This window comes from Mycolicibacterium aurum, from assembly GCF_900637195.1.
Classification (GTDB): Bacteria; Actinomycetota; Actinomycetes; order Mycobacteriales; family Mycobacteriaceae; genus Mycobacterium; species Mycobacterium aurum.
In genome coordinates this window covers 5,809,410-5,833,120 of sequence record NZ_LR134356.1, presented here as the reverse complement: position 1 = coordinate 5,833,120, position 23,711 = coordinate 5,809,410, and the positions used below count along the sequence as shown (strand labels likewise).

The 23,711-nt window shown below is 68.7% G+C and carries 26 protein-coding genes; 14 read left to right on the top strand and 12 right to left on the bottom strand.

Annotated features, from left to right (window positions below; translation table 11 throughout):
- The first annotated feature begins 106 nt into the window (after positions 1-106).
- Positions 107-1,450: an aspartate aminotransferase family protein gene (locus EL337_RS27700; protein ID WP_048635450.1), complete on the top strand. Its 1,344-nt coding sequence runs from the start codon at positions 107-109 to the stop codon at positions 1,448-1,450.
- 366 nt (positions 1,451-1,816) lie between these two features.
- Entirely contained in the window at positions 1,817-2,902 is a 1,086-nt protein-coding gene (locus EL337_RS27695; RefSeq protein ID WP_370737231.1) for a glycoside hydrolase 5 family protein, read from the top strand.
- On the opposite strand, the gene EL337_RS27690 is transcribed toward EL337_RS27695, so the two are convergent.
- From EL337_RS27690 to EL337_RS27680, 3 genes are read right to left on the bottom strand one after another with little or no spacing between them, the layout of a single operon-like run.
- On the bottom strand, positions 2,899-4,143 hold the full coding sequence (locus EL337_RS27690) for an MFS transporter (protein WP_048635448.1): 1,245 nt from the start codon (positions 4,141-4,143) through the stop codon (positions 2,899-2,901). The two genes, EL337_RS27695 and EL337_RS27690, sit on opposite strands and share 4 nt — an antisense overlap.
- Positions 4,140-4,619: a MarR family winged helix-turn-helix transcriptional regulator gene (locus tag EL337_RS27685; RefSeq protein ID WP_048635447.1), complete on the bottom strand. Its 480-nt coding sequence runs from the start codon at positions 4,617-4,619 to the stop codon at positions 4,140-4,142. Before EL337_RS27685 ends, EL337_RS27690 begins: the two co-directional genes overlap by 4 nt.
- A 23-nt stretch (positions 4,620-4,642) precedes the next feature.
- The gene (locus EL337_RS27680; protein ID WP_048635446.1) at positions 4,643-5,200 is read right to left on the bottom strand and encodes a type 1 glutamine amidotransferase domain-containing protein; all 558 of its coding nucleotides are present in this window, start codon (positions 5,198-5,200) and stop codon (positions 4,643-4,645) included.
- Between the two features lie 77 nt (positions 5,201-5,277).
- Between EL337_RS27680 and EL337_RS27675 the strand changes: the two genes are divergently transcribed.
- From EL337_RS27675 to EL337_RS27660, 4 genes are all read left to right on the top strand, one after another.
- Positions 5,278-5,565 carry a hypothetical protein gene (locus tag EL337_RS27675; protein ID WP_048635445.1) on the top strand — a complete coding sequence of 96 codons (288 nt, stop codon included), beginning with the start codon at positions 5,278-5,280 and terminating at the stop codon, positions 5,563-5,565.
- Positions 5,566-5,746: 181 nt separating this feature from the next.
- Positions 5,747-6,460, top strand: coding sequence for a cutinase family protein (locus EL337_RS27670; protein WP_048635444.1), 714 nt, complete (start codon positions 5,747-5,749; stop codon positions 6,458-6,460).
- A gap of 189 nt (positions 6,461-6,649) precedes the next feature.
- Positions 6,650-7,339, top strand: a complete 690-nt coding sequence (locus tag EL337_RS27665; protein ID WP_048635443.1) for a HemK2/MTQ2 family protein methyltransferase — start codon at positions 6,650-6,652, stop codon at positions 7,337-7,339.
- On the top strand, positions 7,336-7,575 hold the full coding sequence (locus EL337_RS27660; protein ID WP_083443302.1) for a CDGSH iron-sulfur domain-containing protein: 240 nt from the start codon (positions 7,336-7,338) through the stop codon (positions 7,573-7,575). The genes EL337_RS27665 and EL337_RS27660 overlap by 4 nt, the downstream gene beginning before the upstream one ends.
- Here EL337_RS27660 and EL337_RS27655 read toward each other — a convergent pair.
- Positions 7,552-8,562 carry an iron-containing redox enzyme family protein gene (locus EL337_RS27655; protein WP_048635442.1) on the bottom strand — a complete coding sequence of 337 codons (1,011 nt, stop codon included), beginning with the start codon at positions 8,560-8,562 and terminating at the stop codon, positions 7,552-7,554. The two genes, EL337_RS27660 and EL337_RS27655, sit on opposite strands and share 24 nt — an antisense overlap.
- Before the next feature lie 254 nt (positions 8,563-8,816).
- On the opposite strand from EL337_RS27655, the gene EL337_RS27650 reads away from it, so the two are divergent.
- From EL337_RS27650 to EL337_RS27635, 4 genes are all read left to right on the top strand, one after another.
- The gene (locus tag EL337_RS27650; RefSeq protein WP_048635441.1) at positions 8,817-9,800 is read left to right on the top strand and encodes a hypothetical protein; all 984 of its coding nucleotides are present in this window, start codon (positions 8,817-8,819) and stop codon (positions 9,798-9,800) included.
- Between the two features lie 80 nt (positions 9,801-9,880).
- Positions 9,881-10,597, top strand: a complete 717-nt coding sequence (locus EL337_RS27645; RefSeq protein ID WP_048635440.1) for an NUDIX hydrolase — start codon at positions 9,881-9,883, stop codon at positions 10,595-10,597.
- A gap of 89 nt (positions 10,598-10,686) precedes the next feature.
- On the top strand, positions 10,687-11,109 hold the full coding sequence (locus tag EL337_RS27640) for a hypothetical protein (RefSeq protein WP_083443301.1): 423 nt from the start codon (positions 10,687-10,689) through the stop codon (positions 11,107-11,109).
- Positions 11,110-11,151: 42 nt separating this feature from the next.
- A complete protein-coding gene (locus EL337_RS27635) occupies positions 11,152-11,721 on the top strand; it encodes a DUF4396 domain-containing protein (protein WP_232786931.1) in 570 nt (189 codons plus the stop codon).
- On the opposite strand, the gene EL337_RS27630 is transcribed toward EL337_RS27635, so the two are convergent.
- The 3 genes from EL337_RS27630 to EL337_RS27620 all read right to left on the bottom strand — a co-directional run bounded on the left by EL337_RS27630 (position 11,714) and on the right by EL337_RS27620 (position 14,703).
- Entirely contained in the window at positions 11,714-12,646 is a 933-nt protein-coding gene (locus EL337_RS27630; protein ID WP_048635437.1) for a phosphotransferase, read from the bottom strand. The genes EL337_RS27635 and EL337_RS27630 overlap by 8 nt on opposite strands.
- 30 nt (positions 12,647-12,676) lie before the next feature.
- Positions 12,677-13,870, bottom strand: coding sequence for a mechanosensitive ion channel family protein (locus tag EL337_RS27625; protein ID WP_048635436.1), 1,194 nt, complete (start codon positions 13,868-13,870; stop codon positions 12,677-12,679).
- Positions 13,871-14,055: 185 nt separating this feature from the next.
- Positions 14,056-14,703 (bottom strand): MOSC domain-containing protein, encoded by a 648-nt coding sequence (locus EL337_RS27620; protein ID WP_048635435.1) that lies wholly within the window; start codon positions 14,701-14,703, stop codon positions 14,056-14,058.
- A 109-nt stretch (positions 14,704-14,812) separates the two neighbouring features.
- On the opposite strand from EL337_RS27620, the gene oxc reads away from it, so the two are divergent.
- Together oxc and EL337_RS27610 are read left to right on the top strand one after the other, a co-directional pair.
- Positions 14,813-16,516, top strand: a complete 1,704-nt coding sequence (gene oxc, locus EL337_RS27615; RefSeq protein ID WP_048635434.1) for an oxalyl-CoA decarboxylase — start codon at positions 14,813-14,815, stop codon at positions 16,514-16,516.
- Complete coding sequence (locus tag EL337_RS27610) at positions 16,513-17,937, top strand: AMP-binding protein (protein WP_048635433.1); 1,425 nt, start codon at positions 16,513-16,515, stop codon at positions 17,935-17,937. Before oxc ends, EL337_RS27610 begins: the two co-directional genes overlap by 4 nt.
- Here EL337_RS27610 and EL337_RS27605 read toward each other — a convergent pair.
- Both EL337_RS27605 and EL337_RS27600 read right to left on the bottom strand, forming a co-directional pair.
- Positions 17,930-18,463 carry a DUF4333 domain-containing protein gene (locus EL337_RS27605; RefSeq protein WP_048635432.1) on the bottom strand — a complete coding sequence of 178 codons (534 nt, stop codon included), beginning with the start codon at positions 18,461-18,463 and terminating at the stop codon, positions 17,930-17,932. The genes EL337_RS27610 and EL337_RS27605 overlap by 8 nt on opposite strands.
- Before the next feature lie 64 nt (positions 18,464-18,527).
- Entirely contained in the window at positions 18,528-18,914 is a 387-nt protein-coding gene (locus EL337_RS27600; protein WP_048635431.1) for a DUF2237 family protein, read from the bottom strand.
- Positions 18,915-18,941: 27 nt separating this feature from the next.
- On the opposite strand from EL337_RS27600, the gene EL337_RS27595 reads away from it, so the two are divergent.
- Positions 18,942-19,493 (top strand): DUF1697 domain-containing protein, encoded by a 552-nt coding sequence (locus EL337_RS27595; protein ID WP_048635430.1) that lies wholly within the window; start codon positions 18,942-18,944, stop codon positions 19,491-19,493.
- A 1-nt stretch (position 19,494) separates the two neighbouring features.
- Here the strand turns inward: EL337_RS27595 and EL337_RS27590 are convergent, their stop codons facing one another.
- Entirely contained in the window at positions 19,495-20,538 is a 1,044-nt protein-coding gene (locus tag EL337_RS27590) for a CobW family GTP-binding protein (protein WP_048635429.1), read from the bottom strand.
- A gap of 148 nt (positions 20,539-20,686) precedes the next feature.
- Between EL337_RS27590 and EL337_RS27585 the strand changes: the two genes are divergently transcribed.
- Positions 20,687-22,261 (top strand): diguanylate cyclase domain-containing protein, encoded by a 1,575-nt coding sequence (locus EL337_RS27585; protein WP_232786930.1) that lies wholly within the window; start codon positions 20,687-20,689, stop codon positions 22,259-22,261.
- Here the strand turns inward: EL337_RS27585 and EL337_RS27580 are convergent.
- Both EL337_RS27580 and EL337_RS27575 read right to left on the bottom strand, forming a co-directional pair.
- On the bottom strand, positions 22,227-23,006 hold the full coding sequence (locus EL337_RS27580; RefSeq protein ID WP_048635427.1) for an SDR family NAD(P)-dependent oxidoreductase: 780 nt from the start codon (positions 23,004-23,006) through the stop codon (positions 22,227-22,229). The two genes, EL337_RS27585 and EL337_RS27580, sit on opposite strands and share 35 nt — an antisense overlap.
- A 137-nt stretch (positions 23,007-23,143) precedes the next feature.
- Positions 23,144-23,668 (bottom strand): hypothetical protein, encoded by a 525-nt coding sequence (locus tag EL337_RS27575; protein WP_126316710.1) that lies wholly within the window; start codon positions 23,666-23,668, stop codon positions 23,144-23,146.
- Positions 23,669-23,711 lie beyond the last annotated feature (43 nt).

Here is a 23,711-nt window from a genome sequence, read left to right as displayed (position 1 = left end):
CTGTACTCGATCTCAGACCCCGCGGCCGGCTCCGTTGCCCCTGGGGACGGCGGGGTTGTACCCAGGGTATTCGAGGTCGAAACGCGGCGCCGTATGGTGGCACCGAATGACGGACCCGGCCGACCGTGGAGGAAACGCGTTGTCGAGCAACGAGCAGTTCTGGCAGGCCGCCGATCAGCATCTGGTGCGGTACGGGGCACCGTTCGTGCCGCGGATCATCGAACGCGCCAGCGGAAGCTACGTCTATGACAGCACCGGAGCGGCGATTCTGGACTTCACGTCCGGCCAGATGAGTGCGGTTCTCGGCCACGGGCATCCCGACATCGTGGCCACGGTGTCCGGCGCGGTGGCCAGCCTCGATCACCTCTACAGCGGGATGCTGAGCCGGCCGGTGGTGGATCTGGCCACGGCGCTGTCGGCCACGCTGCCTGCGTCGCTGTCCCGTGTCCTGCTCCTGACCACCGGGGCCGAGTCCAACGAGGCGGCCATCAAGATGGCCAAGCTCTACACCGGCAAGTACGAGATCGTGTCGTTCGACCGCTCGTGGCACGGGATGACCTCCGGCGCGGCGTCGGTGACCTTCAGCGCCGGGCGGCGGGGCTACGGCCCCGCCATGCCGGGCAGCCTGACGCTGCCCACCCCGAACTCCTACCGATCACCCTTCCGGCACCCCGACGGCACCCACGACTGGGAGTCCGAGCTCGACTACGGCTTCGCCATGGTCGATGCCCAGTCCTCGGGCAGCCTGGCGGCGTGTCTGGTCGAGCCGATCCTGTCGTCGGGCGGAATCGTCGAACTGCCCGCCGGTTACCTGCGCGGCCTCAAGGAGCGCTGCGCCGAACGGGACATGCTGTTGATCGTCGACGAGGCCCAGACCGGTATCGCGCGCACCGGCCTGATGTATGCGTTCGAGCGAGACGGGGTCGCACCGGATCTGCTGACGCTGTCCAAGACCCTCGGTGCGGGATTGCCGGTGGCCGCCGTCGTCACCAGCGACGAGATCGAAGCCACCTGCCACGACAGGGGATTCCTGTTCTTCACCACCCATGTCTCCGACCCCCTCGCCGCATCGGTCGCGTGCACCGTGCTCACCGTGGTCGACCGCGACGGACTCGTCGAGCGGGCCGGAGTGCTGGGCGGACAACTCGGCGAGCGCCTGGCAGACATGAAGGAGCGTCACGAGCAGGTCGGCGACGTCCGCGGACGTGGGCTGCTGCAGGGGATGGAGCTCGTCACGGACAAGGCCACCAAGGCTGCCGCCGACGACCTCGGCGCAAAGGTCACTGCGGCCTGCCTCGACCGAGGACTGCACATGAACATCGTCCAGTTGCCGGGCATGGGCGGCATCTTCCGCATCGCGCCACCGCTGACGATTTCCGAAGCCGACCTGCACCGCGGGCTCGACATCCTCGACGAGTCGCTCGCGTCGGTGCTGGGCAGCGTACGCTGAACCGGCCCGAGCACGCGTAGCGCCTGTCCGAAAAGCGAAATCCGCTATGGGCGTTGGCAACACGTTGAATCTGACGTCTTGGGCAAAGCTGTAACAGCACACCGCCCGGGGTCGATACACTGGCGACCGTCGACTTGTCCGACACGTTCTCCAACGACGCCGGAACGTCCGTTGCAGGCGTGACGCGGGCAGGCTTCTTGCGGGTCGGTCCCGCACAGCGTCACTCACTTTCGCCGGGGGAGCACTGTGCTGAGCCGGGCTGACGACGGATGACCGATCTTTGGAACAAAGGATTGCACCTTGTCACCCAAGTCCCCAGTGGACCGCCGCGGCGCGCTCAAGCTGCCGATCGTGCTTGCCGCCGGTATGGCGTTGTCGAGTGTGCCCCGGGCCTCTGCCGAGCTCACCCGCTGGTCGCCTGACCGCGCCCATCGGTGGCACCGGGCCCAGGGTTGGCTGGTCGGGGCGAACTTCACCCCCGCCAACGCCATCAACCAGCTCGAGATGTTCCAACCGGGTACCTTCGACCCGCGGCGTATCGACAGCGAGCTGCGGATGGCGAAGTTGATGGGCCTCAACACAATTCGCGTCTTTCTGCATGATCTGCTATGGGTGCAGGACCGCGTCGGTTTTCAGCGGAGGCTGGCCCGGTTCGTGGACATCGCGGCGCACCACGGCATCAAACCGCTGTTCGTGCTGTTCGACTCCTGCTGGGACCCGCATCCGCGGCTCGGTAAGCAGCGCGATCCGACCCCGGGCGTGCACAACTCCGGCTGGGTGCAGAGTCCGGGCGCCGAGCACCTCGACGACCGGCGCCACCGCCGGGTCATGCAGGACTACGTCATCGGCGTGCTGAGCCAGTTCCGCCACGACAAGCGGGTCCTCGGGTGGGACCTGTGGAATGAGCCCGACAACCCGGCCGACGCGTATCGCAAGGTCGAGCGCAGCGACAAAGTGGAACTGGTCGCGGATCTGCTGCCCCAGGTGTTCCAGTGGGCCAGGTCTGTCGACCCGATCCAGCCGTTGACCAGTGGCGTCTGGGACGGTGAATGGGGCGATCCGCGTCGTCGCAACACGATCAACCGTCTTCAGTTGGACCTCTCCGACGTGATCACCTTCCACAGCTACGCCGAGCCCGAGGGCTTCGAGGCGCGGCTGGAGGAACTCACGCCGCTGGGACGGCCGATGCTGTGCACCGAATACATGGCCAGGACATTGGGCAGCACCGTCGAGTCGATTCTGCCAATCACCAAGCGGCGCAACGTCGGCGCGTTCACCTGGGGCTTCGTCGCAGGCAAGACCCAGACCTACCTGCCGTGGGATTCGTGGGACCGACCGGTGATGGAGCCGAAGCTGTGGTTCCACGATCTGCTGAACACCGACGGCAGTCCCTATCGCGCGAGCGAGATCACCACGATTCAGGAACTGACGGGACGCCGGCGCCCCAGCTAGACCGGCGGGCCGGAGAGTCGCGACGGCAGGCACAGCACGGTGACCACCAGGCTCAGTGCTGCGGCAACCGCGAATGCCGCGTAGACGTTCAGAACGTCGGCGGTGCCACCGAGCACGGCCGCCGCGATGGGCCGCGAGCCCAGGAACCCGACGAGCCACAGCGCCATGATCCGCCCGCGAAGTTCCACCGGTGCCCGCTCCTGCACGACGGTCGCCAGCCCGGTCATCGCGCAGCCGAAGCCGAACCCGGCCACCACAAACCCGGTGAAGGCCACCCACGGCTGCATGCCGACGGCGAGTGTCACGCTGCCGGCGGTCAGCGCGACCATCCCGATGGACGAGACGGACGCCGACGCGATCCGGCCCCGCAGCAACGCCAGCGCGCCCATCCCCACGGCGGCGCCGACGCCGAAGACGGCCGACAGTGTGCCGACCATTCCCGCGCCGCCGCCGAGCTCGTCGGCCATCGACGGGGCGAGCGTGATGGACGGGTCCGACACGATGCCGACCGTCGTCACCGCGAGCAGTGCCAGAAGGAGCGGCCGGTCCCGCAGCACGTACCGGACGGCGACGCGTACGCGGTAGTCGGTGTCGGCCAGCTTCGCCGGCGGGGCCGGGAAGCGCACCGCGAGCAGGAAGATGGCAAACACCAGGTGCAGCACCGTGCTGACGGCGAAGGCCGGTGCCGGGCCGACGTGTGCGGCCAGGTAGGCGCCTGCGGCCGGTCCGAGGATCCGCCCGACGGTCATCGGGATGCTGTTGAGTGCCATGGCCGTCGGCAGCTCGCCGTCGCGAATCAGCGTCGGAACGATCGACTGCATGGCCGGGCCGCCGATGACGAAGCCGAACCCCACCAACGTCGTCCCGAGCAGGATGGGAATGGCCGCAGCGGTGCCGCCCGGGGAGGGTTGGGCGAACATCCACGCCGCGATCGACCCCGATCCGGCGACACAGAACACCCGCCCGAGCAGGATCTGTCGGGCGGGGTTGCCCGTGTCGGCCCATTTACCGCTGGTGGGACTCAGAATCAGCTGCGGCGCGAACTGCACGACGCCGACCAGACCGACCATCAGCGCCGACCGGGTGGCCTCGTACATCACGATCGCGGCGACGATCCCATGTGTCCAGACCGCGACGACGGCGAACATCTTGCCCCAGAACAACGCGCCGAACACCGGGTCGAACATCAACCCGAGCGCGCCACGCGACGGCAGCGCCTTCGCCGACGTCTCCGCGGTCACCGGCCTGCCTCCTGCTCGAAACGTCGCGTCAGGCGGTCCAGAAGTGCCACGAGGGTGTCGACGTCGGTGTCGGGCCAATCCGCAACGGTGTCTGCCACCAGGTCACGCCGGCGATCCGTCATGGCCGCCAATTCCTTGCGGCCGACGTCGGTCAGGGTCAACGCGCAGCGCCGTTGGTCATCGGCCGCCGACGACTTCGACAGCAGTCCGGCAGCGACGACGGCGGCGACTATCCGGCTGGCGGTGGAATGCTCCACGGCCAGGAAGTCGGCGACGTCGCGGATCGACGCGCCCCCGGCGTCCTGGCAGTGCTCCACCGCGCGCAGCGCCCGCAGGGTCGACACGGTCGACACCGGGCTGTCGGTGCCCAGCACGCGGTGCCGCCACTGGGGACGCTGCCGCGCGACGTGGATGCGCGTCAGCAGATCGTCGAGCTGGTCGTAGCGGGACGGCGGCACGAAATATGCATAGCACATACATGTTTGCCGTCCGCACTCTCCTAGGTGTGTGCCGGGGTGGCGGCGAACTGGTCGGTGATCGCCTGGCAGAACCCATCCAGATCCTCCGGCGAACGGCTGGTGATCAGGTTTCCGTCGATGCAGACCTCTTGATCGACCACGGTGGCGCCGGCGTTTCGCAGGTCAGTTCGCAGGCTGGGATACGACGTCAGCGTGCGGTCGCGGACGACGCCCGCTTCGATCAGCGCCCAGGGCCCGTGGCAGATGGCGGCGACGGGCTTACCCGAGCGGACGAAGTCGCCGACGAATGCCACCGCCGACTCGTCGAGTCTGAGCTTGTCCGCGTTGACGGTTCCACCCGGGATGACCAGCGCATCGAACTCATCGACACTGGCGCCGGCGACCGCGCGATCCACGGCGAACGTCCCGGCGGGTTCCAGGTCATGGTTTCGGGCCTCGATCTCACCCGTCTCCACCGACAGCAGTTCCACCTGTCCGCCGGCATCCTCGACCGCGGCGCGGGGGCGCTCCAGTTCCACCTTTTCGACACCGTCGGTGGCAAGGAAGGCGATTCTGCGGCCTTGCAGTTCATTCGGCATTCGCGTGCTCCTTTCGCTCCGGTAGGGCGGTTACCCGCTGCGGTGCGCCGGAATCCTGCTGATCTACCGTCGAACCCATGACCGCACAGTCCGACACCGACCGGCTCGACAACGTCGCCCCCGGTGACGTCATCTCGCTGACCCCGCCGAACGCGCCCGACGGCGACGCCCAGCAGTACAAAGTCGTGCACACCGACACCCGAGATGATCCGGCGGGTACGACGATGATCGTCACCGTGGAGAGCGACGACGGCCAGATGCGCGATCTGGAACTACCGGCCGACACCCTCGTCACCCGCACCCTGGAATCGAAATGGGAGTCGCCGCAGAGCCCGACTCCGCATGACGGCACCGGCGAGGCATGACGGCGCCGCGGGAGATCCCCGCGGCGACGGAAACCACCGCTGACCGCTGAAAAGGTCCGCACCTGTTGCACGTTCGTCCCGCGCCGTCACATTTCGGCCACCCGCATGGCCGTTTGGTCGGTCAGCAGCGGTGGTACGGGACACACGCGCACCTCTGTGTGCCCAGGTGGAAGGAATACGCATGAAGATCAGTCGAATTGCCGGCGCGACCAGCGCCGCGGTGGTGGGAGCATGGACCGCTGTACTCGGGTTGGGCGTACCGTCCGCCGTAGCCCAACCGCCGGCACCCGCGTGCCCGGATGTCGAGATCGTGTTCGCGCGCGGTACCAGCGAGGCGCCCGGAGTCGGTGGCGTCGGCCAGGGCTTCGTCGACGCGGTGCGCGCGCAGGCCGCACCCCGCACCGTCGGCGTCTACGCCGTGAACTACCCGGCGGGCAACAACTTCGCCGACCGTGAGGTCTTCGCCTCCACTGTCATCGACGGTATCCGCGACGCGGGCAACCGACTGCGGACCATGTCGGTGGACTGCCCCAACACGAAGATGGTGCTCGGCGGTTTCTCCCAGGGCGCCGTCGTGTCGGGGTTCGCAACCTCCGACACCGTCCCCAGCAGCGTGCCGGCAGCCGTCGCACCGGCTCCACTGCCGCCCGAGGTGGCCGACCACGTCGCCGCTGTGGTGCTCTTCGGCACCCCCTCCGGCCCGTTCCTGGAGAAGTACGGCGCACCGGCCATCACGATCGGCTCGCAGTACGCGGACAAGACGCTGCAGCTGTGCGAGCCCGGTGACACCATCTGCAACGGCGCCGCGGACGCCGGGCCCAACGTGGCCCATGCGCTCTACGGGTTCAACGGAATGGTGAATCAGGGCGCGACCTACGCGGTCGATCGGTTGTAGGGCGCATCCGCAGGGGAACGAACCGCAGACCGTCGAACACGGTCGTCGGCACTGGCGTCCTTCGGCGCGCACCCAAGGGCGCCTTTGTCGTGTCGATGGGTGCGGTCGTGGCCGGGTGTTCTCGCCGCGGCGTCGACAACCGTTGGCCGGGAAACGTTTGGGCGGTCCGTAAGCGGGCATCAAGAATCCGTGACGAGCGCATATACCGAATTCTTCGCCCCGGAAACCTCGGGAGAGGTCTATCCCCCGCAGGAGGATTCACTCCTGCTGATCGAAGCGATGACCGACGCGGGTCTGGCACCGGGAGCCCGGGTCGCCGATCTGTGTACCGGGAGTGGCGTCGTCGGGATCGCGGCCGCATCGGCGGGCGCGGAGGTGACCGCGTTCGACATCAGCGGAAAGGCAGTGCAGCGCAGCCGGGAGAATGCGCTGGCGGCGGGCGTCGACATCGACGTCCATCGGGGTTCGTGGGCACGCGCAGTCGAATTCGGTCCGTTCGATGTGGTGCTGGCCAATCCGCCCTACGTGCCACAGGCCCCCGCCGACGACTCCGGCATGATTCCGGCCACCGCGGGACCCGCGCAGGCATGGAACGCCGGCCCCGACGGCAGGCAGGTGCTGGACCCGATGTGTGCGGCGGCGCCGCTGCTGTTGGACGAGGGCGGCACGATGCTCGTGGTCCAGTCGCAGTGCTCGAACGTCGGGCGCACGGTGAGCATGCTGCGTGAGCAGGGAATGCGCGCGGAAGTGGTTGCCCAGCAGATGATCCCGTTCGGCCCCGTGATGTCGGCGCGCGCGCCGTGGCTGATGCGCACGGGTCTGCTGCCGCGGGGCAGTCGCCTCGAGCGGATCGTCGTGATCCGCGCGGACGCGCCGTGACCGACAAGCCGTCGCGGGCGGTCCGGGTAGTCCCCGGTGGCCCCGTCATGGTCGAAGGCCCTGTGCGCATAGAACTTCCGGATGGCAGCGCGGTGGAGTCAGATCGCTTCATGGTGGCGATCTGCGCGTGCCGTCGCTCGAAGACCTACCCCCTGTGCGACACCAGCCATCGTCGCCGTGAGCGAACCGGCGGCGAGTCAGCCCAGGGCGAATCAGTCCAGGGGGCGCCGCAGTGACGTGCGCCCGCCGCGCCAGCACTGCATGAGGTGATCCGCCAGGCGGTTCTCGACGAGATCGAAAGCCCGGATCCCGAACACGACGTCGCGGTCCAGGTGCGGCTCGCGCGCCACCAGATCGCCGACCACATCCGTACGCACCACCTGTTCGTGGACAGCGTCGGCCTCCACGTGCTCGGCGTAGAACCCGCGGCATTCCGCCGGTGCGCCAAGGCGTTCCAGCGCCTGCACCATGCGGCGCGATCCGGGGGGAGAGGTGACCTCGGTCGCGGCGAAGTGACCCACCGCCGCGCCGCGCAGGCGACGGTGCAACCCGAACAGTGACATCAGATTCACCACCGCCAACGCTTCGGCGGGCACGTGGTCGAGGTAGGCCAGGTAGGCGGTGTCCAGGTCTGCGGCCGCCATCAGATCGGCGAACAGCTGTTGGTGCAGCCGGGCACCTTTACCCGCGCCGAATTCGTCGTACTCGACCGCCACGAACGACGCCTTTGCCTGCCCGGTCAGGCGCGGAATGGCCCACGCATGCGGATCGCCCTCCTTGAGGTGATACAGCGACCGATGCGCAAAGTACTCGCGCATCTGATCCCAGCTGCCCTCGTCGCGCAGGAAGTACGACGGCCCGTCGCCACTGACCGGTTCGATGCAGAGCTTGTCGAGTTCGGCGAGGCCGGCGGCGTCGGGCTCGATCTCGCCGACACCGGAGGTGACGTCGCTCAAGAACAGGTCTTCCAGGCGGCCACGCAGGGCCAGCAGGCCGGGATTCCACTCCCAGCGGCCGTCGACACCGGCGAAGCTGCGGTAGTGCAGCTCGTAGCAGACGTAGAGCGCCAACTGCAGATCCAGGCCCGTCGGGTCGGCATCGGCCAGCGACGTCTCGACCTTCTGCAGATAGTGCAGCGGGGCCCGCTCGGCCAGTAGCTCGACCACCGAATTCGAGATGGGACCGCGAGGCTCGGGCAGAGTTGGTTGGACCAGCAGGGGCATCACGAGGCGGTAGATACCCGCCGGTTGGGACGCCAAACCGGATGGGGCGACTCGGCAGATCACCGCGGTCTTCCCGTGCGGTCGCGCGGGGGTACCCGCGGGGTGCACTTCTCTACACATCTTTGAATCGTTTGTCACAAGGTGCGCACAATCCGGTGCTGAGCGCCGCAGTGGGTAACCGATGAGGGAGTGCAAACCGAGCGCTGAACAATCGCGACACAAACCCACAATCGACAAGGGGTGACACCAGACTTATGGCTACACCAACCGCAACGATCGAGTCCACCACCGCCACACTGATCGCCCAGCTGCGCACCGTGCTGGACCTCACGCACACCGAGATCCAGGTCGCCGAGACCCGGGTGGCGCAAGCACGTACGGACGCCGTGCGCCGCGAGCTGACGCAGAACGCGGACAACGGGCGGCTGCGTGCCGCCGCGATCGAGAAGACCATCCGCGACCTCGGCGGATTCCCCGACGTCATCGGCCCGTTCCTCGGTCGCGCCGCGGCCGCGGTCAAGGCGCTGACCGAGCAGGCGGAGCCCTTCGACGAGGCCCTGCTGGGTGACCTCGCCCTCGAAGGTCAGCTGCTGGATCGCTCGCGTTACGTCAAGGCACTCGCGGTCGCCGCGAAGAACCAGGACGTCGAAGCTCTGGCCACCCGATTGATCACCGCGCACTCTGCCACCGTCGAGTGGCTGACGACCGTGCTCGCCGAGGACGCCCTCGGTGGCCCCGCGGCACTGCGGCGGACGCCGCTGCAGGCCGCCGCCGGGCTGGCCGTCAAGCTGGCCAACCTGCCGTTCACCTGGTCGACACGACGGGCGGACCAGCTCGCCGAGTCGCTGCGTTCGGTGCGTCCCGCGGTTGCCGAGCTCGTGGAGCGCGGTTCGCGCACCAGCGACGTTGCCGTCAAGGTGCTCTCGGGTGCGCGTGATTCGGCGCTGCAGACCGCCGAGCGCATCTCCCGCGAGCAGGGCGCCGAAGACGCCGCCGATGCGATCCACGCGGCCCGCGGGACGACGGGAATCCTTGCAGCCGAAGAACTTCCGATCGCCGACTACGACGACCTGAATGTGGCCGACGCTGTCAACGCGGTGAAGGATCTCGAGGATCCGTCCGACATCAGGGTGGTCGTGGCCTACGAGGAGGCGCACAAGAACCGTCAGCGCGTGGTTTCTGCGGCGCAGACCCGAGTGGCTGCCATCGCGCAGGACGTGGTGGGCATCAACAACTGAGATATCGATTCTCTCGCCGGGCCGGCACGGGATATCCGTGCCGGCTTCGGCGTGTTGACGGGGCCACCTAGTCTCGAACGGTGACGATCAGATACGACGACGCGCTGCGGAACCGGATCCGGGAGCACCTGACCCGACACGACCGGCGCGTCGTGTCGGACCCGTCCAAACGCCATGCCGCCGTCGCCGTGGTTCTGGTCGACTCGCAGGTCGGCGAGGACAGGGTGGACCCAGCGCCGGTCGAGGACTGGATCGCAGGCCGGCCGATGCCCGAGGACCTGGACGGGCGAATGGTCGACGTCTCCGGGGGTGCATCGTTTCTTCTGTGCCGCAGGGCATCTCGTCTCTCGTCGCACTCGGCACAGTGGGCGCTGCCCGGTGGCCGGCTCGATCCGGGGGAGACCGTGGTCGACGCTGCGCTGCGGGAACTCGACGAGGAGGTGGGCGTGGCGCTGACCGACTCGACCGTCCTCGGTCTCCTGGACGACTATCCGACGCGTTCGGGCTACGTGATCACCCCCGTCGTGATGTGGGGTGGAGGTCGGCTCGACCCGCGGCCCGCTCCCGACGAGGTGGTCGCCGTCTACCGGGTCGGGCTGCACCAACTCTTGCGTGAGGACTCGCCGCGGTTCATCGACATCCCCGAGAGTCCGCGACCGGTGGTGCAGATCCCCTTGGGCAACGACCTGATCCATGCTCCGACCGGTGCGGTGCTGTTGCAGCTCAGGTGGCTGTGCCTGGAGGGCCGCAACGACCCGGTGGCCGATCTGGAGCAGCCGGTCTTCGCCTGGAAGTAGCGCCGCACCGCTTCGGAAGGTGTTTCACTCCGCATCTGCGGGGTAGTCAGGAGTCGACAGCGAACATCGCCGACCTGGATGCGACGGATATGACAACCATTCATCACACCGGACGACACCGGCGCTCACGGTGGCGCCATCACGTCACCACGGCATCGATGATGGGCGTGGCCGGGGCCGCAGGCTGGTTGATCACTGCGCAGGCCGCACAACCGCAGGCCGCGCCGGAGGCCACGCCGCCCCCCGCCGCCGCTCCCACGCCGGAGCACATCCAGCAGACGGGCCAGGTGATCGCAGCAACCGAGGACGCGCTGACGACGAGCACTCCGGACGGACAAACCACCACGTTCCGCATCACCCCCGACACGGCCCAGATCGGCGCCCCCGGTCTGAAGAAGAACGTCGTGGTGCTCGGGCACGTGCACGACGGGGTGGCAGTGGCCACCGCCATCGCCGACCAGGCAGCCATCGGCCCCGCCGGACCGCCGATGGACTACGGGCTGCCGACCTGACGCACTGGCCACCGCGCCGTACTCATCGGCAAGAATCGACCCATGGAGCATGGGAGCGTCAATGCGATGGCGGTCAGCGCCACGCTGCACTGTCTCACCGGATGCGCCATCGGCGAGATACTGGGCCTGATCACCGGCACCGCCCTGGGTCTGGACACCGTCGTCACCATCGCGCTGAGCATCGCGCTGGCGTTCCTGTTCGGCTACACGCTGTCCACGCTTCCGCTGCTGAAGGCGGGTCTCGCACTGGGTTCGGCGCTGAGTGTCGTATTGGCGGCAGACACGCTGTCGATCCTCACGATGGAAGTCGTCGACAACGCTGTCATGGCCGTCCTGCCGGGCGCGATGAACGCCGGCCTCGTCAACCCGATGTTCTGGGTAGGCATGATGATCGCGTTGACCGCGGCGTTCTTCGCCGCGTATCCCGTCAATCGCTATCTCCTGCAACGGGGTAAGGGCCACGCGCTGACCCACCGGTACCACGGGGCGGGGCGCGAGGTCGGCGGCATGCGGCGGTACATCCCGTCGCTGAGCACGGCAACGCTGATCGCGGCCGTCGGAGCCTTCATGCTGGGTGGTCTGGTGGTCTCGATCGCCGATCAGCTCAGCTGAACGGCTCGGTGTCGCGCCACTCCTGCACTGCCGCGGTCATCGGGCCGGCCAGCAGTGGCAACTGGGGAACCAACGTGACGCACCCGACGAACTGCAGGCGTCGGGCACAGTCCATCACCCGCTGTACCTCCGGATCGGCGGTGCGCAGGCCGCGGGCACGCGCGGCACGGTTGTACTCGGCAACGGCGTCGGCGCCCAGCAGTGCGAGATCCCATTCCACCGGCCCGCACGACACGTCCTCGAAATCGGAGAACTTGATCCCCGTCTTGGTCCGGATCACGTTGTGCGACGGCCCGTCTCCCTGGATCGCCTGCACGGGCACATCGGGAAAGGCGGAGCGGAATGCGCCCCGATCTCGGAGGATCCGGCGCAGGCTCTCGAACTCCGTTCGGGCGCGGTCGATGTCGGCGGGGGTCAGTACCGCGTCCCGTCGTCGGTCTGCGGGCAGGTCGGCGAGCATGTCGGGCAGGCCGTCGTTGAACGGCGCAAGGAACGGCAGATCGCCCGGATATCCACCGAGGCGGCCGTGCAGTTCGGCACTGTAGGACACCTCGACACCGCGATAAGGCTCATGGTCGTCGGCGACGTCGGCCAACTCCCAGAACGTCATCGGGAAGCCGTCGCGGCGGACCGGCACGCGCGGAAGCCCGGGGGCGGGCGCCACCACCGGGACACCGTGACCGTCGAGCCAGGCGACGACATCGAGTTCGCGCTGCTGACGGGCGGCTTGCCGGTGCGGGTCCGTACTTGCGGTCAAGACCACCGGGATCCGTGCCACCACGGGTTCGGGTGCGAGGTGCACGACAACCGAGAAGACGTCATGCAGAACCGTCGCCTGCTCCACCCGCAGGCCGAGGTCGCGGCCCGCATCGACCGCCGCTCGGGTGGCGCGTCGCGTGCGGTCGGCGAGCTCGTCAGGCAACACGCGTCCATGCTAGGACGCCGGCTGTCGCCGCTAACCGTCGTAGTGCACGCCTGCCAGCGCCCGGCCGCGACGCTCCGCTTCGGCGTTCCCGCTGAACAGCCCGGAGTCGGCCTGTGACGTGCCCAGGTGCGCCACACCGTTCGACACGTCCCGCTCGGTGTCGGTCTGGTGCTCGATGCGCTTGCGGGGCAGTGCGCCCGGATTCGTGCGCTGCAGCCACTCGACCATGCCCTCACGGATATCGCACCTCAGATCGAACAGAGCGCCCGCGTTCGACGCGCTGACAAGCATGCGCACCCGGACCAAGCCTTCGACGGCATCGGTGACCTGCAGGACGCCGACCCGGCCGTCCCACAGCGTGTTGGCATGGAGTATCCGGTCCAGCTCGGCACGCATCGCAGCGAACGGAATCGTGAAATCGACATCGAGCTCCGCGGTGCCGAGCAGCTCGGTGGCGTTGCGGGTCCAGTTCTGGAACGGCGTCGTGGTGAAGTACGTGCACGGCAGCACCAACCTGCGTTCATCCCACAGGTGTACGACCACATAGGTCAGCGTGATCTCCTCGATCCGCCCCCACTCCTCCTCCAGCACAACGACATCGCCGACGCGGATCGCGTCGGAGAAGGCGATCTGGATTCCCGCGAACACCGAACCGAGCGACGTCTGCGCGGCCAGGCCGGCGACCACGGTCAGCACCCCGGCCGAGGCGAACAGTGTCTTACCGATGTCGCTGAACGACGGGAAGGTCATCAGCGCTGCTGCGGCGCCGAGCACCACCACGATGGCGACGACGATTCGGCGCAGGGTCAACACCTGGGTCTTGATCTTGCGGCGGTGCCGGTCGGCGTCGGTAAGCCCGGTGTCACCACCGGCGAACCGGGCGATGACCTGCCGCTCGGCGACCCGCACGAGGCTGACCAGCACCCAGGTCAGCGTGCCGATGAGGAGGATGACCAGCATGTGGTCCACCCAGCCCCGCCATCCCGACGCCGGATCCGTGGCGTGCCTCAGGGCTGCGCCGGCCGCGATCACCACCAGGGTGGCGCGCAGCGGAAGACGGGTCAGGGAAGCGACGTCGGAGAGCACCGCGCTGCGTCTGCCCAGCCGCTGGAGCAGCCACGAGATGGCGAGGCCCACCACATAGGCGACGGCTATCGCGCCGGCCAGCCACGCTGCGGTGACGGCGAGTTGGGTTGCAGAGTCGAAGGGGATCGCGTCGTCCATGCCAGAGAAGAGCTCCTGGGTCGGCGTCGAGGAATCTCGGAAGCGCGACAACAGCGTCGCGTCCTGAAGGCGTTCCCGGCAGCCACGGGTGACCAAACCGGCCGTCGTCGTCGCCGGCCGGTTTGAGATTCAGTTCACATCGGGCTGCATGCCCGGTCGATCGGGCGGGCGGTCCGACGCGGGCCTCAACTGTGCTTGGCCACCTGCTGCTTGATCTTGTCGGGCAGCGCATCGGCGGGGGCCAGTGCCGGCCACAGCGTGCGTTCACCCATCAGCGCGCGGAACACCATGCCGATGGTCACCGCATGGTCGGGACGCGACACCACCTCGATGCTGTCACCGGCCCGCACCGTGCCCGGCTCGATGACCCGGAAGTAGGCGCCGGGCAGGCCCGCGGCGGTGAACGTCTTGATCCAGCCGGGGATCTCCAGCCGCTTCACGAACGTCTGGCAGGGGGTGCGCGGGCTGGTGACCTCAAGCAGCAGGCCGTCATCGCCCACCGACCAGCGTTCCCCGATGAGGCACGCGGTCAGGTCCGCCCCTGCGGTCGTCAGGTTCTCCCCGAACATGCCGTTGGACAGTTCACGGCCCAGCTCGCCCTCCCAGCGGTCCAGGTCCTCCCGCCCGTAGGCGTACACGGCCTGGTCGTCGCCGCCGTGATGCTTGCTGTCGCAGACGGAATCACCCACGACGCCACTGCCGAGGCCGCCCTTGCGCGGGCCCGGCGCGCGCACGGCCAGCGGCTCGGCGCTGGGCCGCTTGTCGATCCCCGAGCGGCGCGTACCGAGGCGGATAGGGGCTGCCGCCATGTTCACCGTCAACACCGATGCCATACCGAAAGCTAACCGCATCTCGCGGGGACGGATTCCTACCGGCTACCCGGAACCGCGATTTGCGGCCAGCAATGGCGACACGGTGTCCCGCGAGGACGAGGGTCGAGGCATGACCCAGACATCGGCGACACCGGACACCGACGGCGCCCACCTGGTCGTGGAGGCGCTGAAGCGCAACGGCGTGTCCACGATCTATGGACTCGTCGGGATCCCCATCACCGACCTGGCGCGGCTGGCCCAGGCCGAAGGGATCCGCTTTCTGGGCTTCCGCCACGAGAGCGCGGCAGGCCACGCCGCCGCGGCAGCCGGGTTCCTCACCGGCAGGCCGGGCGTCTGCATGACGGTGTCGGGACCGGGCTTCCTGAACGGCCTGGTGGCACTGGCCAACGCGACCACCAACTGTTTCCCGATGATCCAGATCGCCGGCTCCAGCGACCGGGCGATCGTCGACCTGGGCCGCGGCGACTACGAGGAACTCGATCAGCTCGCGGTCGCCAAGACCCTCGCGAAGGCTGCCTATCGGGTGAACCGCGCCGCCGACGTCGGTCTGGCGGTCGCGCGGGCCATCCGCACCGCGACGTCAGGCAGGCCCGGGGGCGTCTACCTGGACATCCCGGCCGCCGTGCTCAGCGAGGTGATCGACGGCGACGTCGGCGCGGCCTCCCTGCGCACCGTCGTCGACCCGGCACCGCGGCAGTACCCGTCCGACGCTGCCGTCGACCGGGCCGTCGCGCTGCTGTCCGGTGCCGAGCGGCCCCTCGTCGTCCTCGGTAAAGGCGCCGCGTATTCCAGGAGCGAGGGCTCGATCCGTCGTTTCGTGGAGGCCACCGGGGTGCCGTTCCTGCCGATGTCGATGGCCAAGGGACTGCTGCCCGACGACCATCCCCAGTCGGTGGCAGCCGCGCGGTCGCTGGCAATGCGGCAGGCCGACGTCGTCATGCTGGTGGGCGCCCGGTTGAACTGGCTGCTGGCTCACGGGGATGCGCCCCGCTGGAATCCGGAGGCACAGTTCATCCAGGTCGAGATCGACCCGACCGAGCTGGACAGCAATCAGACCATCGCGGCCCCGCTGGTCGGCGACATCGCCTCGGTGATGGAGGCGGTGAACCGCCACCCGGGAACGGCGCGCATCGCCGTGCCGCCGTCCTGGCGGGACCGGCTGGCGGAGAAGGCCGCCGCGAACAAGGCAGCGTTGTCGGCCAGACTGGCCGTCGACACCGACCCGATGGGTTTCTACCCGGCGCTGCGTGCGATCCGCGACGTGCTCGCCGACCATCCGGACGTCCACCTGGTGAACGAGGGCGCCAACACCCTCGACCACACCCGCAACGTGATCGACATGCCCTTGCCGCGGCACCGCCTGGACAGCGGCACCTGGGGGGTGATGGGCGTCGGACTCGGGTATGCGGTGGCGGCGACTGTCGAGACCGGGGGACCGGTGGTGGCGATCGAAGGCGACAGCGCATTCGGGTTTTCGGGAATGGAGATGGAGACCATCTGCCGCTACGGGCTACCCGTCACCGTCGTGATCTTCAACAACGGCGGCATCTACCGCGGCGACGAGGCCGACCCGGCGTCCCCCGACCCCGCACCGACCCGGTTGCTGCAGTCGACGCGTTACCACGTGCTGGCCGAATCTTTCGGGGCAACAGGTTATCTCGCCACCAACCCGGCCGAACTGGGATCGGCGCTCAGTGCGGCCATCGCCTCACGCACACCGACGCTGATCAACTGTGTCATCGATCCCACGGACGGCACCGAGAGCGGCCACCTGACCGACCTCAACCCTGTACTGAACGGAGCCCGGCGATGACGACCATTGCGGACCACCCCCCGCACGCGACGGCACTGATCGTGGGCGCCGATCGAGAGGTCCTGACCTACGCCCGGCTACACGACGCGGTGGGCGAGGTCAGCCGCACCTTGCTCGGGCACGGGTTGCGCACCGGCGACGTCGTCGCGGTGCTCGCGGAGAACACCGTGGAGTTCGTGGTCGCCCTCCTCGGTGCTGCGCGGGCCGGGCTGGCCGTGGCGCCGATGGATCCGGCACTGCCCGAGGCGGGAATCCGCAGCCGTCTGGACATGAGCGGAGCGCGAGTGGTGCTGGCGGGACCGGTTCCTGCTGCAGAAAGCCTTGCCGGCCAGCGGGTCTGGAAGGTGAGAGGACTGCGCGTGCACGCCGACGGGCCACCGCGGACGGCGGCGCCGCCCGTCGGCCTGACCCCCGACGATGTCCTCATCATGTTCACGTCGGGCACCACCGGGACCCCCAAGATGGTGCCGTGGACCCGTCAGGCCCTCGGCGCGTCCGTCGCGACGATCGCCCACACCTACGGGCTGACCTCGGGTGACGCGACGGTGGCCGTGATGCCGCTGTTCCACGGACACGGGCTGGTCGCCGCCCTGCTCACCAGCCTGTCGGGGGGCGCCGCCGTGCTGCTGCCTGCAGGCGGCAGGTTCAGCGCGGGCACGTTCTGGGACGACATGGCTGCCGCGGGTGCGACGTGGTACACGGCGGTGCCGACGATCCATCGGATCGTCCTGGATCGAGTCGACGACCGCGACGTCGGCGCACTGCGCTTCGTCCGCAGCTGCAGCGCGCCGCTGGCCCCGGAGCTCGCCGCACGGATGGAATCCGTCTACGGGGTGCCCGTGCTGGCGGCATACGGGATGACCGAGGCCACCCATCACGTCACCGGATGCACACCGGCCGACAGCGCCGCGGTCCGCCGGACCACGGTCGGGGTACCGACAGGCGCGAGGGCGACGATCGTCGACGGCGAGGTCTGGTTGTCCGGGCCCACCGTCGCGCGTGGATACCTGGGGGACCCGGCGCGCAGTGACGGCGCATTCACCGACGGTTGGCTGCGCACAGGAGATCTCGGGACGCTCGACGACCGCGGCAACCTGGCCATCACCGGGCGGATCAAGAACGTCATTAACCGCGGCGGCGAGAAGATCTCACCCGAGCACGTCGAGCAGATCCTCGCCGGATACCCCGGCGTCGCGCAGGCGGCGGTGTTCGGAATGCCCGACACCGTCTACGGCGAGCGGGTGGCGGCCGCCGTCGTCGCGGCGGCGGGAACGCGATTCAGTGAAGCGGATCTCGGTTCCTACACCCGCACGCGACTGGCGAAATATGAAGTGCCTGAACGTCTCTCGATCGTCGAACGGCTACCCCTGACCGCAAAGGGGGATGTCGACCGCACCGCTCTTCGGGAGGCGATCAGTTGAGCAGTTCCCAGCTGTCGTCCTCGCCGACCGGCGCCGCGGTGATCTGCACCGTGCGTTCCAACCCTTGCGGATCGGTTGCCGTGCAATCGAGCGTCTTGCCGACCTCGACCGTCGCGAGCCCCTCACCGCAGTCGACGGTCACCGGGAACCCCACCTGCCGCGACACCTCATCCGACAGGGTGGCCGACACCGTCGGCAGGTCGTACAGGGTGTCCTTGGTCTCGTAGGCCACGTTGTTGTACTCATCGTCTTTGACGTCGACAACCACCCGCACCGTCTGGCCGCCCACCTCGGCCGTGCACTCGAACGTGTCGCCCGCCTTCGGGCTCGGGGACTGTTCGGGACAGTTCACAGCCGAGACCTGCTGATCGATCGACGAGTAATTGCTGTTGAGCTCGTTGGTGATCTCGCTCTCGAGCTTGTCGTAGTCGAGGCCGCCGATCGAGAAGCTGCACGCGGACAGCGCCGCGGCGGCGCCGCAGCCGAGCAACAGGGCGGGTGCGGTGCGCGTCCGAGACAGGGCCATGAAACCAGGATGGTATTGACGAGGGGGTCACATGTAAAGGGCGGGCTCTCGCCACTGGCGTTTGCTACAACCCCGCAAGGTCATCGGGCACGTCCACTGCGTAGCGCGCAAGCACGTCCAAAGCGACCACGTCGAGCGTCCGTTCGTGTGTCGAGGCGAGCACCACCGGGCACGCCCGTCCGTCCTCATGGGCGCGTAGCCAGTTCAGCGCGGTCACGCACCAGCGGTCGCCGGGGGACAACCCAGGGAACCGATAGGCGGGCATGGGCGTCGACAGGTCGTTGCCGATGGAGCGCTGATGAGCGAGGAACTCCTCCGTCACCACGGCGCAGATCGTGTGCCTGCCGAGGTCCTCATCGCCGGTGCTGCAGCAGCCGTCCCGGTAGAAGCCCGTCACGGGGTCGGTGCCGCAGGGGTCCAGTGGGCCGCCCAGCACATTTTTCTCCAGCATCGACCCAGTATCACGTAGCGTCGCCGGATGAGGTCGGCGCGATACGTGGCGTGGCTGCGGGGCATCAATGTCGGCGGGCGCAACAAGATTTCGATGGCGGACCTGCGCGGGATCTTCGACGATGCCGGCTTCGCCAACGTCAGCACCTACATCCAGTCGGGCAACGTCGCGTTCGAATCCGCCGCTGCGCCCGCGACGCTGGAATCCGAGATCGAGGCGCTCCTGACCGAGCGGCTGGAGAGCCCGCCGGTGGCTGTCGTGCGCTCACACCGCCAGCTGCGCAGCGTCGTCGTCGACGCCCCCGCAGAGTTCGTGGAGCGCACCGCCGACCATCACCGCGACGTGGTCTTCCTGAAGGCGCCGCTCACCGCGGAGCGGGCGATGGGTGTGGTTCAACTACGGGACGGGGTCGACGACGCGTGGGCCGGTCCGGGGGTGGTGTACTTCAGCAGGCTGATCGCCGAGAAGGCCAAGAGCAGGATGAGCCGAATCGTCGGAACCCCCGAATATCGGCTGATGACCATCCGGAACTGGGCGACGACGTCGGCGATGCTGCGGGTGCTCGACGGGATGCCCTGAATCAGATGCTGAGCCGGCGATAGCGCTGGAGCCGTCGAATGCCCTGTGCGGGTGTGGTTCCGGTGACAGGTGCCAGGGCGCAGCGCATGCGCTCCCGCACGTCGTCGGTGTCGAGGTTCATCCCGATCGCGACGAGGCTGTTGGCAGTGGAACGAGAGGGCGCCACGGCGATGTGCACCGACGGACCCACCACGTTCACCGTGTAGTTGCGCGTGCCGGCCCGGTAGCGGACACCGACGGTCCCCTTCATCCGGTACACCCCGGCCGGCGGCTGCTCAAGAAGGTCGATGACCGCGGCGGGATCGACACAGCCCTCGCCAATCACGGTGACCGAATCGGCATGGACGTGGTGGTGGTCGCCGTCACCGTGGCCGTGTGCGGCCGGTGCGGGCTCGGCGTCGAACAACAACTCGCGGAACGTGAGCTGGCCGGCCTCCTCCGCGGCGGCGGGGACGTCGTAGAGCAGTGCGGGGTCGATACGTCCGCCAACCGCCCCGACGACGTACGCGTGCGGGTTGAGTGCGCGGACCCGGCTCTCGATGCGCGCCAGCGCGGCCGGCCGCTCACCCTCGGGGACCTGGTCGAGCTTGTTGACCACGACAAGGGTGGCGGCGCCATAGCGTGCCGGCGGGGTGGCGTCACGGTCGACGATGTGGAAGTGGGTGGCTGCGTCGAGCACGTCGACGACACCGCCGGGACGGACGCCGTCGACGCCGCTGAAGCGGATGATGCGGGACACCGCGACAGGATCGGCGAGGCCACTCGCCTCGACGATGATCGCGTCGAGGCGGAGCTTGGGGTCGGCGAGGCGTGTCAGTGCGACGTCGAGGCCGCCGTCGTCGGGCAGGCAGCAGATGCAACCGCCCGCTATCGAGGCGGGTTCGTCCACCTGACCCGTGACCAGTCCCGCGTCCACGTTGAGTTCGCCGAAGTCGTTGATGACGACGCCGATCCGGGCGTTCGGGCTGCGCAGCACGTGGTTGAGAAGCGTCGTCTTACCTGCGCCGAGATAGCCGGTGAGGGCGATGACGGGAATCGGCTGCACAGCACCGCAGGCTACCGTTCCCCATCCCCCGCCGACCACGCGCGGCGGCGCAGTGATGTGGGTAACATGACTTTCCGTATCGTCAGCATCGGGGCGTTGGGGGATCTCAGTGCACGGGCCCGCAGCGCCATATGAGGCCTCGATCGAGGTGCCCGTCCTCAGAGCTCTGCTCGGGATCTCCGAAGCTGTGCTGCGCGCAGACTATTTCGACGAGGTGCTCGAGGTCATCGCCGAGCAGGCACGAACTGCGTTGGCAGCCGCGTCCCTGTCGATCTGCCGGTGGGAACCCGACCGCGCGGCGATGCGGATTCTCGTCAATGTCGGTGATCTCGCTCCGCACGAACAGCGTTGGCCCGAGGACGTGTTCTACCCCGTCGAGTCCTACTCGAACATCAACGCATTGCTCAGGCAGGGCGTCTCCTACGCGTTCGCACTCGACGACGCGGACTGCCCACCCGAATCACGGCGCGCGCTGGTCGGCCTCGGCAAGGAGAGCGAACTGGCCGTTCCGGTGATGGTCGCCGAATCGATGTGGGGAATCATCTGGGCCACCGGTGCCGGCAGTCGGAAGTTCGGCAGCGCCGACATCCAGCTGCTGCAGGCCATCGCTGCACACACGGCCGTGGCGATCGGCCGCTCCGAGCTGCTGACCACGGTGTGGCGGTACGCCTACGAGGATCCGCTGACCGGTATCGCCAATCGGCGGGTGATCGACCAGCGGCTCGCCGAGATCGACTGGGAGCGTGCCTATCCGGTTGTCCTGCTGTGTGACCTGGACGGTTTCAAGCGGATCAACGACCGCAACGGTCACCCTGCGGGCGATCAGCTCCTGCGCGACGTCGCCCGCGAGCTGGACCGGCAGACCGCCACGATCGACGGAGCCGTCGCCGGGCGCCTCGGCGGGGACGAGTTCTGCGTGCTGCTTCCCGATGGCACGCTGGCCTCAGCGCAGGTGTTCGCCATCGACGCGACCAAGGCGATCCGCGGCGCGGTGGGCCCCGATGTCAGCCTGTCGTGGGGAGCCGCGGCCGCCGGTCCCGATATCCGCGACGGCCAGCATCTGCTGGCCGCAGCGGATGCCGCGCTGATGGAGTCCAAGCGGCAGGGGCCCGCGCGGTTCAGCACCGGGGTGTCGACGACGATGGTGCCGGGTGGCATCGACCGTCGCGACCGTCTGCAGGGTGAGCTGCGCGGAGTCGAGCAGCTGGCCGGCATCGTCGTCCACGCCCTCGACCGCCAGCCGGAGTTGACCGTGCCCGCCGCGCTGGAGATCCTCGCGATGCAGGTGCAACAGGTGATCAGTACGTCCGGCTGGTCCATCTCGGTGTGTCCGGAGGGCTCCACGACGCTGCGTGCGGTTCGCAGCGTCGACTTCGTGCTGCGGCCGGAGTCCGGTCTGTCGGTGATGACCGAGCTCGGGCCGGGTGCGTACGACGTGGCCGACTACCCGGCCACGGCGCAAGCCCTGGCCGAGGGCACCACGTTCGTGGCGGCCGTCGGTCTGGAGGGCTCCGATGCCGCGGAGATGGCGCTGCTGTCCAGATTCGGGTATCGGGCGGTTCTCGGCGTGGGGGTGCCCGCCGGGCGGCAGGCATTCCTGCTCGAGTTCTTCTCACACGGCGGCCATCAGGAACTTGTCGAGATCGCGCCGCTGATACGGGTTCTCGCCAACTACTGCGCGTCGAAGCTCAGCGGAAGCCCGCTGCCCCACCGTCCAGCATGATGGTCTGCGCGGTGACGAATGACGCCTCGTCGCTGAGCAGGAAGCACACCGCGGGCCCGATGTCGTCGGCGACGTGGCCGAGCCGGCCCAACGGCACCGCGCGCACGGTCCGCTCGTAGGTCTTGGGGTCCCACTCGCTCCACGCCTTGATGCTCTCAGTCTCGGCGTACGGGCACACCACGTTGACCCGGATGTTGTGCTTGCCCCACTCCAGCGCAGCAACTTTCGACATACCCCGGATCGCCTCCTTGGCCGCCGCGTACGCGCCGAACCTGGGCAGCCCGATGGTGCCCGACCCCGATCCCAGGTTGACGATGCTGCCGCCGCCGTTGGCGAGGAACACCGGGTACACCGCCTGCATCAGCTCGAACGTGGCGCGGGGGCCGACGTCGAACACGAGGTCGTAGTCCTCACGGGTGATGTCCTGCAGTGGTTTCGGTTCGTTGGTGGCGATGGCATTGTTCACCAGCCCGTGCACGGTGCCGAATGCCTCGATCGCGGTCGCCACTATGCGCTCGGCACAACCGGGCTCACGCAGGTCGGCCACCAGTGGCTGCACCGGCCTGCCGGACTCGCGGAATGATTCGGCGGTCGCGGCCAGGGCTGCGTCCTCCCGGTCGACGATGAGCACCGATGCTCCGCGTTCGACCAGCGCCGTGGCGATGCCCTTGCCCACCCCACGCGCGGCACCGGTGACGATCACGGTGCGGCCGGCCAGCAGCGTGGTCGGAACCTGAGTGTTCACGTCGCCACCGTAGTGCGGGGCACGCGGTTCTCGACGGCGACACCTCCGAGCGCGCGCAGGAGGTGCGCTGCACACCAGAAAGGCCGAGCCCGTGTGGGGCCCGGCCTTTCCGAAGCGGTTATGTGCTGGTGGACAGATCAGGGAGCGGGAATGGTGGCGCAACCGATGCCGGGGATGCAGCCCGAGGCTCCACCCGGTCCGGCGGTGCCGGAGGGCCCGCCCGGAATGGCGCCGGTGGCACCCTCAGGTCCCGCGGCGCCGGAGACACCGCCGGGGTTGGTGCTGCCGCTGACGCCGCCGGGGCCGGCCTCGCCTGCGGGGCCGCCGGGGATGGCACCCGCCGCGCCGCCGGGGCCGGCTTCACCGCCGGGGCCACCGGGGTTGGTGCTGCCGCTGACGCCGCCGGGGCCGGCTTCGCCGCCCGGTCCGCCGGGGATGACGCCCGCGGCGCCGCCCGGTCCGGCCTGGCCGCCCGGTCCGCCGGGAATGGCGCCGGCGGCTCCGTCAGGTCCGGCCGTGCCGATGCTGGCGCAGGCGGTGCCGTCCGGGTTGACGCACGGCGGCGGTGCCGGCTGCGCGAACGTCAGGGGCGCGGTTGCGATGGCGGTAGCGGCAGCGCCTGCGAAGAACAAGGATCCGAGGTTCAGAGTCTTATGTCGCATGACAGTTTTGTTGCCCGGCGGTCGATGCTTGAAACCATTTCGA